The sequence below is a fragment of the Clostridium tunisiense TJ genome (assembly GCF_000300195.1).
GTDB lineage: Bacteria > Bacillota > Clostridia > Clostridiales > Clostridiaceae > Clostridium_J > Clostridium_J tunisiense.
The window spans coordinates 108,078-122,785 of sequence record NZ_AMQH01000018.1; the positions used below are offsets into that span (position 1 = coordinate 108,078).

Annotated in this window: 13 protein-coding genes; 3 read left to right on the forward strand and 10 right to left on the reverse strand. The window is 30.2% G+C overall.

The window, feature by feature from the left end; translation table 11 throughout:
- Positions 1-352: 352 nt before the first annotated feature.
- A complete protein-coding gene (locus C661_RS0118515) occupies positions 353-2,284 on the forward strand; it encodes a YgiQ family radical SAM protein (RefSeq protein WP_017416830.1) in 1,932 nt (643 codons plus the stop codon).
- 145 nt (positions 2,285-2,429) lie between these two features.
- Here C661_RS0118515 and C661_RS0118520 read toward each other — a convergent pair whose 3' ends face one another.
- The 5 genes from C661_RS0118520 to C661_RS0118545 form a co-directional block, all read right to left on the reverse strand.
- Positions 2,430-3,734: a S41 family peptidase gene (locus tag C661_RS0118520; RefSeq protein WP_017416831.1), complete on the reverse strand. Its 1,305-nt coding sequence runs from the start codon at positions 3,732-3,734 to the stop codon at positions 2,430-2,432.
- A gap of 155 nt (positions 3,735-3,889) precedes the next feature.
- On the reverse strand, positions 3,890-4,966 hold the full coding sequence (rsgA, locus tag C661_RS0118525; protein WP_017416832.1) for a ribosome small subunit-dependent GTPase A: 1,077 nt from the start codon (positions 4,964-4,966) through the stop codon (positions 3,890-3,892).
- Positions 4,967-5,439: 473 nt separating this feature from the next.
- The gene (locus tag C661_RS0118535; protein WP_017416833.1) at positions 5,440-6,084 is read right to left on the reverse strand and encodes a hypothetical protein; all 645 of its coding nucleotides are present in this window, start codon (positions 6,082-6,084) and stop codon (positions 5,440-5,442) included.
- 66 nt (positions 6,085-6,150) lie between these two features.
- Positions 6,151-7,038 (reverse strand): YegS/Rv2252/BmrU family lipid kinase, encoded by an 888-nt coding sequence (locus C661_RS0118540; RefSeq protein ID WP_017416834.1) that lies wholly within the window; start codon positions 7,036-7,038, stop codon positions 6,151-6,153.
- 593 nt (positions 7,039-7,631) lie between these two features.
- On the reverse strand, positions 7,632-8,051 hold the full coding sequence (locus C661_RS0118545) for a CBS domain-containing protein (protein WP_017416835.1): 420 nt from the start codon (positions 8,049-8,051) through the stop codon (positions 7,632-7,634).
- A gap of 206 nt (positions 8,052-8,257) precedes the next feature.
- On the opposite strand from C661_RS0118545, the gene pssA reads away from it, so the two are divergent.
- Positions 8,258-8,770 (forward strand): CDP-diacylglycerol--serine O-phosphatidyltransferase, encoded by a 513-nt coding sequence (gene pssA, locus C661_RS0118550; protein ID WP_017416836.1) that lies wholly within the window; start codon positions 8,258-8,260, stop codon positions 8,768-8,770.
- A gap of 14 nt (positions 8,771-8,784) precedes the next feature.
- Here pssA and C661_RS0118555 read toward each other — a convergent pair whose 3' ends face one another.
- The 5 genes from C661_RS0118555 to C661_RS0118575 form a co-directional block, all read right to left on the reverse strand.
- Positions 8,785-9,114 carry a hypothetical protein gene (locus tag C661_RS0118555; protein ID WP_017416837.1) on the reverse strand — a complete coding sequence of 110 codons (330 nt, stop codon included), beginning with the start codon at positions 9,112-9,114 and terminating at the stop codon, positions 8,785-8,787.
- 107 nt (positions 9,115-9,221) lie between these two features.
- Positions 9,222-10,322: a calcium/proton exchanger gene (cax, locus tag C661_RS0118560; protein ID WP_017416838.1), complete on the reverse strand. Its 1,101-nt coding sequence runs from the start codon at positions 10,320-10,322 to the stop codon at positions 9,222-9,224.
- A 65-nt stretch (positions 10,323-10,387) separates the two neighbouring features.
- Positions 10,388-11,260 carry an L-serine ammonia-lyase, iron-sulfur-dependent, subunit alpha gene (sdaAA, locus tag C661_RS0118565; RefSeq protein WP_017416839.1) on the reverse strand — a complete coding sequence of 291 codons (873 nt, stop codon included), beginning with the start codon at positions 11,258-11,260 and terminating at the stop codon, positions 10,388-10,390.
- A gap of 3 nt (positions 11,261-11,263) precedes the next feature.
- A complete protein-coding gene (gene sdaAB, locus C661_RS0118570) occupies positions 11,264-11,944 on the reverse strand; it encodes an L-serine ammonia-lyase, iron-sulfur-dependent subunit beta (protein ID WP_017416840.1) in 681 nt (226 codons plus the stop codon).
- A gap of 269 nt (positions 11,945-12,213) precedes the next feature.
- Complete coding sequence (locus C661_RS0118575; RefSeq protein WP_017416841.1) at positions 12,214-13,869, reverse strand: nucleoside kinase; 1,656 nt, start codon at positions 13,867-13,869, stop codon at positions 12,214-12,216.
- A 124-nt stretch (positions 13,870-13,993) separates the two neighbouring features.
- Here C661_RS0118575 and C661_RS0118580 point away from each other — a divergent pair, with 124 nt between their 5' ends.
- The gene (locus C661_RS0118580; protein ID WP_017416842.1) at positions 13,994-14,701 is read left to right on the forward strand and encodes a DUF421 domain-containing protein; all 708 of its coding nucleotides are present in this window, start codon (positions 13,994-13,996) and stop codon (positions 14,699-14,701) included.
- Positions 14,702-14,708: the final 7 nt, after the last annotated feature.

A 14,708-nucleotide genomic window follows, 5' to 3' on the forward strand; every position in this document is an offset into this window, starting at 1 on the left:
TAGACACATAATGTCCATTATATTTATATAATCATTATATTAGAAAAAACCTATTTTGTAACTATATTATTTAAAAAAAGTTCAAATTTATTCAACAGGCCGCATTATATTGAATTTTCACAGAACTATGAAGTTTATCTAATAAATCCTTTAAATTTCGCTTTTACTTTGATATATTTGATTTTCTATTATATTCATGTTCATATTTTATCAGTATTATGTTAAGATAGTTATATTGCCCAAAAGCAATAAAGTTAATTTACTTCGGAATAAGTTGTAGTAGTTTTTTTAAAAACTCATCATGTGTTTTGATTTTAAAATAAATATTTTTTCTCCTACAGGAGGTGTTTAAATGAATTTAAATAATAACTTTTTACCAACAAGCAAAGAAGATATGAATAAACTTGGAATTAATCAGCTTGATTTTATTCTTATAACTGGAGATGCTTATATAGATCATCCCTCCTTTGGTACATCTATTATTGGAAGATTACTAGAAAGTGAAGGTTTTTCTGTAGGCATTATCGCCCAACCAAAATGGGAAAATACAGAGGACTTTAGAAAACTAGGCAAACCTAAATATGGTTTTTTAATAAGTTCTGGAAATATAGATTCTATGGTAAATCATTATACTGCAGCTAAGAAAAAAAGAAGAGATGACTTGTATTCTCCTGGTGGGAAATCAGGCTTTAGACCCAATAGAGCTGTAACTGTTTATTCTAACAGAGCCAAAGAAGCTTATAAGGATGTTCCAATTATCCTTGGTGGAATTGAGGCTAGCTTAAGGCGCTTTGCTCATTATGATTATTGGGATGATAAAATCAGAAAAAGTATACTTTTAGATTCTAAAGCTGATCTACTAATATATGGCATGGGTGAAAGACCAATTTTAGAAGTTGCTAATCTCTTAAGCTATGGCATGGATGTTTCAAGAATAACCTCAGTTAGGGGTACTTCCTATGTCACAAAGGATATATCTACTCTAAAGGATTATATAACTCTGCCTAGCTTTGATTCTATAATTTCTGATAAAACGGCTTACGCTGAAAGCTATAAGCTTGCATCTCAGGAGCAGGATGCTATAAGGGGAAAAACTTTAATAGAGCCTTATGATAATAGATTCGTTGTCCAAAATCCTCCTCAACTCCCACTTACCACTGAGGAAATGGATAAAGTATATAATTTATCTTATACCAGAACTTATCACCCTTCCTATGAACCAATGGGAGGTATCCCTGCATTAAATGAAGTGAAGTTTTCAATTACTAGTCATAGAGGGTGTTTTGGAAGCTGTTCCTTCTGTGCTCTTACTTATCATCAAGGTAGGGTAATACAAAATAGAAGTCAAAATTCTATCATAGGTGAGGCTAAATTGCTTACTGATGATAAAGATTTCAAAGGTTATATTCATGATATAGGTGGTCCCACTGCAAACTTCAGACATAAGGCTTGCAAGAAGCAAGAAAAACATGGTGTGTGCAAAGACAGACAATGCATGTTCCCTACTCCATGTAAGAATTTAATAGTAGACCACACTGAATACTTATCCCTTCTTAGGAAGGTTCGTACTTTACCTAAAGTAAAAAAAGTTTTTATTCGCTCAGGTATTAGATATGATTATTTAATTCATGATAAAAATACAAAGTTTTTTGAAGAACTTTGTGAACATCATATTAGCGGACAACTAAAAGTTGCTCCTGAGCATATAAGCGATAAAGTTTTAACTCAAATGGGTAAACCTTCTAAAGAGGTTTATGAAAAATTTAAGAAAAAATACTCCGATATAAATAAAAATTTAAGTAAAAATCAATTTGTTGTGCCTTACCTTATGTCAAGCCATCCTGGTAGTGATATGAAGGCAGCGGTGGAATTAGCTGAGTATATAAATACAATGGGCTATATGCCAGAACAAGTTCAGGATTTTTATCCTACTCCTGGAAGCCTTTCTACTGCTATTTATTATACTGGAATAAACCCACTTACAAAGGAAAAGGTTTATGTTCCAACAAATCAACGAGAAAAAAATATGCAGAGGGCTTTAATGCAGTTTAAAAATCCTGACAATCATAGCTTAGTTAAGGATGCCCTGATAAAAGCTCATAGAGAAGACTTAATTGGTTATGACAAACGTGCTTTAATACCACCTGTTCCGTCAAAATCTAGTGGTAACATAAAAAATAAAGAAAAGAAGTTTAGTAAAACCACTTCTAGTAGCCAATTTTCAAAAAAGTCTACAGCTTCATCAAATAAAAAAACTACCCATGGTAAAAAAAATAGCAGGTAACCCCTGCTATTTTCATATTTTATGATTATTACTTGTTAAAATATATTCACAAAATACTTAACTAAATTTGTTCTTGGGACTATAATATTTATATATTGTTACATAAGTTTTAATAAGACCTAAAATTGTTTTCCCAAAGTAAATATTAATTTTTTTCTATATAATCTATATATTTATTGAAAAGTATATCCCTGCTAGTATATTTACCTATATCTTTAGCTATACTCTCTTGGTTTTTAAACTCTTTGTTCTTACTAAAGTTTATTACTATATCTGGTTTTATACTTTTCACGGCAAAGGACTGTCCTGAACCATCCACTAATTTACTATTACTTACTAAAATAGGCAATTTACTCTTAGGTAAAATAAATAGGAACAAATCATCGTAAGTGCTGATTTTACAAGTTATATTCTTAACTCCTATTATCTTCCCCAGGTTATTTTCTTTCATAATATCAAGGAACATCATAGTTTCCGTAGAAACTTCCTCACTATCAATTAAAACTATAACTTTACCATTGTATTTCTCTTTAGTATACTCTTGTTTTTTCCACCATTCATAAACATTAAACTTATCTTCTGTATATTTATTTTTTATGTCTTCCGGGTACTTTTGAAATATATTTTTATAATTTTCAAGCTCATCACCACTTTTAAAGGATAAGTAGTTTTCATTATAGTTATTTTTTGCAAACACCTTATAAGAAGTATATTTCACCTCCCTTCTAACAATAAAATTCAGTATCTCTTCCAGCCCATGTACAGAATTATTCCCTCTGAAATCTAAAATCATAGAATCATATTCCTTAAGCATGTCCATATTTTCTCTAAACTCATATCTCCACTTTTCTTCACTGGGATTCACAGCACCAAAATTTAATAATACAGCGCTTTTCCCCTCAACTGGATTTATAAAGCAATTACTATTTTTACTTATAAGCTCCATATTGGTTTCGTTCATTGAATTCAATTTTATTACTTCTTTAAATCCATAATTATCTTTATAAAGTTTCTTCCAATAATCTAATTTTCTATATAAATCTTCGTATTCCATTGTAGTAATTGGCACAAATTTGGCATCTTTATAGTAGTTCTCTCCCATAATATTGTTTAAAGCTGCCACTTCACCATGTCCAGTATATAAATCGCCTAGAATTTCATCTATATTCCTTAAAAACTCTTCATCACTCTTTGTTTTGCTTATCTTACAAATCAGGTTATTTTTACTCTTATAAAAATCCTTATGAGTTATTTCTTTATCCTCTTCAAAGTAAGGATAGATGCTGGTTAATACTTCTATAAGATATTTACTATCCTGTAATTTTTCTTCATAGGTAAGTTGTCCAATTGGCGAAAACCTATTATCCTTTAAGATTAATACTCCTAATATAATTAATACCATAATAAATGTGCCAAATATTATTGTTTTTATTTTTTTACTAGCAGTCATACTTCTCTATCCTCCTTTTGAATTTTATTAATACATAAATATACTCTCTTTTAAAATTTATATGCACAATTAAACATATTTTTGCAAAAATAAAAATCAAGCTATTATTTTCATAGTAGCCTGATTTAAGTTTAAAATATTAATAATTACTTTACTTATTTGTTTCCTTTTCTTTTTGCCTCTTTATGAATTTTACCCAAGTGCTTTTTATATTCCCTTGCCAATACTTTATTTACTTTCCTCTCCATAAACTCCGCTTCCTTCTTTAATTTAAAATAACTTTCTAATCTATCTTCTGTAATCACACCGTCTTCTATAGCCTTTTTAATCGCACATCCCGGTTCAGATTTATGACTACAATCATAAAACTTGCATCCCATAGCAATATTACTTATATCTTTAAAGGAATCCTCTACCCCTTCTATATTATTCAGAAGTTGAAGCTCTCTCATACCTGGTGTATCAATGATAACTCCTCCTGATGGTATTAGGATTAGTTCTCGGTAAGTTGTGGTGTGCCTCCCCTTACTATCACCTTCCCTAACCTCTTTGGTATCTTGTCTATTATACCCTAAAAGCGAGTTTACTAACGTAGATTTACCTACTCCAGAAGAACCAATAAATGCTACAGTTTCTCCTGGTTTTATATAATTTATAATATTATTAATCCCATTGCCTGTTAGAGAACTTATAGTAAATACTTCTATGCCAACAGAAATATTTTTCACTTCTGTAACTCTCATTTCTAAATCCTCACATAAATCAGACTTAGTTAACACAATCACTGGAGTAGCACCACTATCCCACACAATTGTTGTATATCTTTCTAATCTTCTAAGGTTAAAATCCCCATTTAGCGCCATACATATAAATACCTTATCTATATTAGCCGCTATAATCTGCTCATCGCTTTTCACACCAGCAGCTTTTCTAGCTAATTTGCTACTCCTTGAAATAATTCCATGGATGATAGCTTCTCCAGATCCATAGTCTTCTCTATCTAAAACTACCCAATCTCCCACTGCAGGATAATTACTTCTTTGATGTCCTTCAAAGTTTAATTTTCCTGAGATTCTGCTATTAATCTCTCCTTTTTCTGTAGCAACCTTATATAATGCTTTTTGTTCAACTATTACTCTGCCCAAATAATAATTTTTATAATTATTATCAAACTCCTCAATTACTTTATCCTTTAATCCATAATTATATAGTTCTGTAAAATTATTAATCAATGTTTATTTCCTCCCTTAATTTTGGGCATAAAAATACCCTGGATTAGTCTATAACTACTCCAAGGCTTTGAATAAACATGTTAACAATGCAGTAAACTTCTGTCTAACTTTTAAACTATGTTAAATCAGCAATACCATTCTTGGAGTAGTAATTATTAAAATTAGTCTCAACAAAAATAACACTTAACTTTTTCATATTACACCACTCCTTTCAGTTTCACTTATATATTTATAATACCATTTATTGAAATAACTTACAATAGCAATTTTCGAATTTAATCTTAATGCTTTTTGATATCTTATAAGTATATAAGTTTATAGTGCTTAATTTTCTCTTAGTTATTGAAATCCTATTAAAATTATTATAGCCAAGAATATTCATTATTTTGTTTGGTTTTTTTATGATTATAAAAAATAAATTGTTCTAAGGATTATACATAGTGAAGCTATTCCCTAAATACCTACAAATTATATTATCTAATGAATTTTCTTAAACCATAATCTAAAGTTGCCATCCAACATATTTCACCAGCAATAATAGCTCCTACAAAATCAGCATGTAACACGGAAGTTATGGTTGCTATTATAGTTACAAATGCTGCCACCATGGTTATTGTTACCCCTGATTTATTAGAATATTTAAAGCTATAAATTCTAAAACCTAAAATAAACACAAATGTGTTAATAAATAATAGAACTAGATAACTATTTAACCCATTTTTTAGTGTAATTGAGTATCCATATATAGTAGAAATGTTAGTTACTAATGGAGCTTTTATAATCAAAAAGAAATATACAACAACAAATATCCCACACAGTAAATAAAAAAAACTTAATTTTATTTTATCATTTCTAGAGTAAATATAAATGCAAATAAATATAATTATTGGCATATAGAATAGTTCTAGAAAAATTAAGGGTTTTAGTAAGTAAACATATTGCATTTTATCATACAAAAACAATAGTAATAGCGTTGAAAATCTTAACAACACTAGGACCATGGCAATTATTGTTATAGCTTTTATCTTTGTTGGTGCATAAGTAAAGGATGTAGTTATTCCTTCATAAACCAACATGAACATAATCAAAATTGCTATTAAATATATATAAGTAAACAAAAACTCACTCTCCAAAAATCAATCTTACTTATATATATTTTCATTGAATAACTTTTATGAACTAAATTAGTTTTCTTTGTAACCTAATATTTTTATGGCTCTTCTCTCACAAGTTATTGTTAGGGGAAAGTCTGGACCTCTTTCACCATCTATATCTGTGGCAATATCATCTTCGCACTCTACTGTCAATCTATCAGTTTTAAAATATAACACGCCATCCATATCAGCTACCATTCCCTTCTTAGCCATTATAAGAATGTTATTCAAAGCACTTTTTACTACATCTTCCTTAATAATTACTACATCTAAAAGTCCATCATCGGCCTCAGATAGATCTGTAAATTTAATATTGCCAGCAGTCTGGCCATTAAAAACAAGAAGTGTATACATTTTGCCTTCAAAGGACACAGTTGGAGATTTGACTTTCATATATATTTTCCTCAAATTAGTTACTTCTTCTAGGCCCTTTAAATAATAAGCTAGCTTTCCCATAGTATTCTTAAGATGAGGATCGGTTTTCTGCGATATATCTGTGAAAATCCCTGAGCTTGCTACATTTACAAAATACTTATCATTTATTTTTCCTAAATCAAACCTCTTAGGCTTGCTTTCTAAAATTTGCTTACACGCAGAGACCACGTCACTAGGTACTCCTAAATATTTTGCAAAGTCATTTGCAGTACCCACAGGTAAAAATGCTACAGGAAGGTCCACTTTACTTTCCTTCATTTTGTTAATTACAGAATCGATGGTTCCATCTCCACCAGCTATTAATATATATTTATAACTGTCATCCATATCTTTAAATGCATCCTTAATATCTACACTGTTACTGATTCTAAAAGGTTCAATAACATGATTATATTCTTGATGGATTTTTATCACTTTATCTAAATTATTAACAATTAAATTGTCACCAGAATACGGATTATAAATAAACTTAACTCTTTTCATGCTTTATTACGTTAGTAAAATCTTATAAAACTTTTATGATAATACTACAGAATGTACTCTTCTTTCATAAGATTAATTATCTAACGAAATTCACCTCCTAGATTTAGTTAAAGAAGTTTATAAACTTCTTTACTTAACTTAATTATATATATAAATTCAAACTAAATATACCATATCTTTTATAATAATGCATTGTAATCCTTAAAAGTATAAGTTTTCATGGTGATAATTTATTTTATTCATTATTATATATTGATAAACCACGTCATAGCTTTAAATAAAATTAAGTTTTTTCAATGCTTCGATAGCAAAGTACTTTAACGTTTCAAGTGGTAAATCTATAGGGAACCAAAGTTAAAACTTAACTTATACATTATTGCTACACTAGTTCTTTTAAGGGTTTGGGGATATGAATAAGTTAAAAATCCATCATGGAGCCTATGGAAGTATTAAGAGAACCAATATAGCCTTCATATATAAAGTTAGTTAAAACTTTTTTTCATAATAAACAAAATACAGTTTATTAAATCTGTTAGCATATGCTATCCATAAATAATGCCCCTTAAATTATAATATTTAAGGGGCTTAATAGGTTAGTCTGGACAGCAAGGTGTAGATATTTCTTTTAATGCTTCTCCTACTTCACTATCGGAAATATTCTCAACAGCTAAATCTCCTAAAGCCACCATTCCTACTAAATTGCTATTATCTACTATTGGTATCCTTCTAATCTGTCTTTCACTCATAATTCTTGAAACCTCTTCTACATCGCTATTAGATGAGCAGGTCACTGGATTTGATGTCATAACGTCTGCCGCATTCAAACTGGTATTTCCCTCAGCAATTGCCCTTATAACAATATCTCTATCAGTAATAATTCCAACTACCTTATCTTCTCTGCAAACTGGTACAGATCCAATATTATGATCCTTTAGAACTTTTGCTACGTCTTGAATACTTGATTCAGCATTGACTTTAATTACACCCTTAGTCATTATATCATTTATTTTCATATTATCACCTCACCGTTATTCTTTGAAATAACCCTAATATTTATTCAAATAAAATTTCAACTAATTATTTCATGTAATCTATATCTATAATCATTTTTTTATGGTAAAATTACTATTATAAAAATGTGATCTTATATATTTTTTTATTCTAATATATAGGTTTTTATAATATAGTAGAATAATATATTTCTTTGTGGGGTGATTAAATGAACAAATCCTCAATACCAAATATAATGACCTTTGGAAATTTAGTGTGTGGTATATTATCAATTCAATATACAATGCTTGGTAACTTTAAGGTTGCTGGAGTGTTAATACTACTAGCAGGTGTTCTGGATAGATATGATGGTACTGTAGCTAGGTTTTTAAAAGTTTCTAGCGAGCTTGGAAAGGAATTGGACTCTTTAGCTGACTTAGTATCTTTTGGAGTGGCTCCTTCACTATTGGCATTTTCTCTTTATAACTTTCATAAATTAGGAATCATTGGTTTTATTTTATTAATTTTGTTTCCTGTATCTGGAGCTTTTAGACTTGCGAGATACAATTGTTCAGACTTTAATAATGTATTTACTGGAGTTCCCATAACAATCGCGGGAAGCTTATTTGCAATTATTATGCTTTTAACTGAAACTAAAAATGTACCTCAATTACTTCCAATTGTAATTGTTGTATTGCTATCATATCTAATGGTTAGTAAATATCAAATAAAAAAAAGGTGAGAACTTCTCACCTTTTAATTTTGCAATTTTAAATCCTCACTTATTTCTGTTTCTATATAGGTCATATGAATTTTAGTGTTTATAATCTCTGACTTTAACTTGCAATAACAATTACAATTTTCTGTACATACTTCTAATGCATCAATGACGCCATCAATTATGTCTCCAAGTTCACTTGCTCTTTTTAAGGCATCTTTTATATCACCCTTACTAGCTAGTGCAATCCCATTTAATTCGTTAGCTCCACCAATTAGTAATCTATATGAATTTACAAGCTTATTTAATAAATCTGCTAAGTTATTAACATCTTTATAATAGGTTTCCATAACTCTTCTATGTGCCATAACTGCCCACCCTACACATTATTTCACAATAAATATATTAGTATATTTTCTTATTTATACCTAATACTCAAATTTCAGCTATTATTCTGCGTCTATATTTTTATTGATTAAACTATATAATAATAGGCTATAGTTATCAAAACATAAGTAGTAACTAGTATACCACCTTCTAACCAATAGGTCTTTCCATCCTGAAATACAAAATATGACATAGCCATAGATAAAACTAACATTATAATTTGAAAGGTTGAAAATAACAATGTCATACCAAGTTTCATAAAAAGTGATGATATGATAAGGATTGGTATTACGAACATTGTAATTTGTATGCTTGATCCTATTGCGGTTTCTAAGCTTACATCAATTTTGTTGTTTAGTGCACACACTATGCTAGATGCATTTTCTCCAAAGGCTCCTAGAAGAGGAATTAAAATTATTCCAATAAATTCTTGAGAAACATTATACTGATTTACTATATTATTAATATTTTCTATAAGCTTTTCGCTAGTAAAATATAATAAAAGTGTAATAAATGCTAAGGTAATAAAAATTCTAATAGTTTCTTTTTTGTCGTTGTTATTTAATTCAAGTTTTTCTTGTGATACAACAAAAAAGTTGCTATGAGTATATAGAGAAAAAATTAGTCCTAATATATAGATAGATATAAGAAGTATGGAAACAATTGCACTAATATTAACCATTTGTTGCTCTCTAATGAAACTATATTTATTAAGTGCAGCAATTATTATTATTGCGGAAATTGCTAGTAACAACATGTTAAAATTAGTTCTTGCAATCATCTTGTTAAACTTCTGCTCTTTAAATTTTATTCCTCCGCAAAAAATAGCTATACCGAGTCCTAATAGCATATTAGTTATTACAGCACCTAAAAGACCAGCTTTAGCCATACCTAACATTCCATACCTTATAGCCCATAGTCCCATCATCAATTCTGGTACATTTCCAACTGTGGCGGAAAGTAACCCACCCTTTTTCTCACCAATGTAATCAGAAATTTTAGAGGTTTCCTTGCCTAATATAATAGCTAAAGGAATAATTGAAACTGAATATAAAATGCTATTTATTAAAGGTACTTTTGTATTAACAAATAATATTGCTATTGAAACAACTATGGTTAATTTAGATATAACTACTTTTTTATTTTTATTCTTTAAAGATCCTATAAAATTCTTATGTGTTGCCTTCACTTTTTTCCTCCATATAATTTAATCTATAATAAATTATTCAAATTATATGAAATAGTGACGAACTATTACTTTAATATTTTATCCTTAAGTCTTAACCCTGCTGGAGTTGTTGCAAGACCACCCATAGCGGTTTCTCTAAGTTCACTTGGAAGTGCCCTTCCTATTTTATACATAGAAATAATAGTATCATCGAAAGGAATTTTACTTTTCACCCCAGCCATGGCTACATCTGCCATAGTTAGTGCGCTTACAGCTCCAGCTACATTTCTTTTTGCGCAAGGTATTTCAACCAATCCAGCAATTGGGTCACAAACCAACCCCTCAATATTTTTAATTACCATTGCAGCTGCGTCAAAGGCCATTGAGGGCGATCCACCCATCATTTCCACCACTGCTGCGGCAGCCATTGCTGCTGCACTTCCACACTCTGCTTGACAACCACCTTCAGCTCCAGCTAAAGTAGCATTTTTTGCAATTAAAATACCTACTCCTGAAGCTGAAAGTAAGGCCATTATCAACTCTTCTTCATTTTTATTTAGTTTTTCCCCTGCTGTTATAATTGCAGCAGGGATTATGCCACAGCTCCCTGCTGTTGGTGCTGCAACAATTTTCCCCATTGCTGCATTTACCTCCGAACAAGATAGAGCCCTAGCCATAGCTTTAACTATAAAATCACCACATAAAGTGTTATTTCCTTCATAATATTTTTTAATCTTCACTGCATCTCCACCAATTAACCCGCTTATGGAGTGTACTTCTTTTTCCATAGCCTCTCTTGAGGCATTTACCATAACTTGAAGATTTTTTCTCATTTTCTCTATAATTTCTTCTCTAGTAGAACCTGTGTTTTCCATTTCTTCTCTAATTGTATATTCTGCAATTGTCATATTATTACTTTCGCAGATATGTATTAATTCTGTCGCTTTATTTACAAACATTTACTATTCCCCTTTCATCGGTGGTACAATTTCTTCTATATTTTTTATATTTCCTAGTGCTTTAATTTTCTCGATGATGTCGTCATCTACTTTGCTATCAGTTTCAACTACCATGGAAGCCTCTGAACCTCTTGATTTTCTATAAACATTCATAAAGGCAATGTTTATATCCTCATTAAACAATAAAGTACTTACCTTATGAATCATACCTGGTACATCTAGATGAGTAATTATAAGAGTTGGATACTCTCCAGTAAACTCTACTCTTTGCCCATCCACATCGAAAATTAAAATATTTCCTCCACCAACAGAAGAACCTGTAATTTCAGTTTCTATTCCACTATGTGATTTTATAATAAACTTTACTGTGTTAGGATGCACTTCTCCAAGGTCTGCTTCCTCAAAAGTGAAAGTTATCCCCTTTTCTTCTGCAATTTGAAGGGAATCTCTTAGATTTTCATCCCAAGGGTCCATACCAAGAATACCCGCTACCAAAGCTCTATCACTACCATGGCCTTTATAAGTTTTAGCAAAGGAACCATGAAGTAAAAATCTTACTTCTTTAATATCATACTCTGCTATAGTTGCAGCAATTTTACCTAATCTCGCTGCCCCAGCTGTATGGGAACTGGAGGGACCAATCATTATGGGGCCCAAAATATCAAATGCACTATAAGTTTTCATAAAATCCTCCTGTATATTAAGTATATTTTCTCAAAACCCAGTTATTTTCATATATATATAGTTGCTTATTGTAAGCTACTATATACTTATAATCATATCATTTTTTCTGTTCTAACCCTATTAGTAAGTTGCCCTAGATTATTAATTTAAAACCCTATTAAAGGTTTACATTTCCTCAATTCATTATTACTCTAATCCTTTCATTTTTATAATTTTAAAACATAAACCTTAGTATAAAAGTGCTAGAATTATCTCCTAGCACTTTTGTATTAATATTGATAAAAACAACTTCCACCAATAAACTCTCTAACTAGTGAGTTAGTTGGAACAAAATCCTTATCTACTTCCTTGAAGAAATGTAAGAAGTTTATTAACCTTCTAGCTTCATCATAAACTGGACTATTCCATTGAATTTTATATAATTCAGCAAGAGCGTATTTTTTAAGCACAGCTAATTCATAAATTAAGGCGGAGTTAAACATAGCATCCGCATCTTCTTGGAAAATAAAAATATTTTTATCTTCACCTCTTCTTATAGATGGCCACATTTTAAGAGTATCTTCTACACCATATCCTCTTGATAAATAATCTCTAACTATTCTTCTTATCATTCTTACATCAGTAGTTGCAATTCTACTATGATCATCTAAATTTATTTGAGTCAAAGGACTAATATAAATCTTAAATTTCTGGTCATGAGAAATTGAAGAAGTTAAAATTTCATTTAGTCCATGAATACCTTCAACAATAAGAACTCCATTTTCAGGTAGCTTCATTCTATTGCCATTCCATTCTCTCTCTCCAGTCCTAAAGTTGTAAGTTGGTAACTCTGTTTCACCGCCAGATAATAAAATTTTTAAATGCTCATTAAATAAAGGTAAATCTAGTGCATATATTGATTCGAAATCATATTCTCCAAACTCATCCTTTGGAGTTGCATCTCTATTGACAAAATAGTCATCTAAAGAAATAGGCACTGGAATAAGGCCATTAACTCTTAATTGTATCCCTAATCTCTTGGAAAAAGTAGTCTTTCCTGAGGACGATGGACCTGCAATTAACACCAATTTCACCGTGCTTTTTTCGTGTATCTGATCTGCAATATAAGCAATTTTCTTTTCATGAAGAGCCTCTGCAACCCTAATTAAAGTTACAATATCCCCACTTTTAATAACTTGATTTAAAGATCCTACATCCCCTACTCCTAAGATGTTTCCCCATTGTTCTGCTTCATAGAATATTTTAGCTAATTTCTTATGTTCTTCAAACCTTGGAATTTCCGTAGGTTTTTCTATGGTTGGAAATCTTAAAATAAATCCTGGCTCATAGTATATTAAATCAAAGTACTTCAATACCCCTGTTGAATATGCCATGGGTCCATAAAAATAGTCAATAGTTCCATCTAATTCGTAAATTTTCGCACTCTCTCCACTTACAAATTCTAGAAGCTTAACTTTATCATTCATCCCATTCATATTAAAAATCTCAATAGCTTCTTTTCTATCATAAACAGATTTTGTTATTCTAATATCCTGTTCTATTATATCCTTCATTTTTTCCTTTATAGTATAAATATCATCTATGCCTAGTTTCGGTTCCTTGTGAATTTCGCCAAATAAGCCCTTACTAAGTGAATGTTCTATAGTAACTTTCCCACTGGGAAATAAATCCTTAACAGCTTTTATTAGCACAAATTGAAGGGTTCTCATATAACACATCATACCAAGTTTTGTTGAAATATCTATAAATTCCAAAGTAGAGTCTTCTTCAATGCCTCTTGAGAGTCCACTAAGCTTCCCATTAACTCTTACTAGCACCACTGGTATATTGGATTCAAAATTATATCTTTTCATTATTTCATAAGCATTTAGCCCTCGATTTACTTCAAATGTAATAGAACCAACGGTTATGTTTATTTTGCCCATACTTTCACCTCGATAAATTGATTACTATCATTATATTTGAATTTATAAAAAATGTATCTATTATTTATTAATAATTTTAATTATTTTGGAAGAAAATATACATATTAACATAAGAGGTGATGACATGTTTAATTTAATAATCCGAACTACAATTTTATATATATATTTAGTTTGTATAATGCGACTCATGGGAAAAAGACAATTAGGGCAGCTACAACCTGTAGATTTAGTAATTGCACTAATGATTTCTGAATTGGCGACTCTCCCTATGGAAGACAATAGAATTCCTTTAATTTACGCAATTGTTCCTATAACCACCTTGGTGGTTCTGCAAATTGCAACTTCAGTAATCGAGCTTAAAAGTGAAACTTTAAGAACTTTATTAAATGGTGAACCAAGCATACTAGTTAAAGACGGTATAGTTGATATGAAAGAGTTAAAACATCTTCGCTATAATTTAGATGATTTACTAGAAGAGCTTAGATTGAAAGGATATTTTAATTTAAAAGATATCCATTATGCGATGATGGAAACTAATGGTGATATATCTATAATACCAAAAAACTCTGCGTCGCCACCAAACAGAGAGGATATAAGTCTGGAAATTCAAGATGAACCTCTTCCAATTCCTGTAATATTAGATGGAAATATAAATTCTAGAAACCTACAGTTAATGAATAAGGATATAAACTGGTTAAATAAGAAACTAAAAGAAAATAATATTAAGGATCCAAAGAACATTTTTATAGCAATTTTATATTCCAATTCAGAAAAATTATATTTTCAGCATAAAGATAATTCTTCCGAGGAATATAAGAAAGGGAAAACTTAATGAAGCT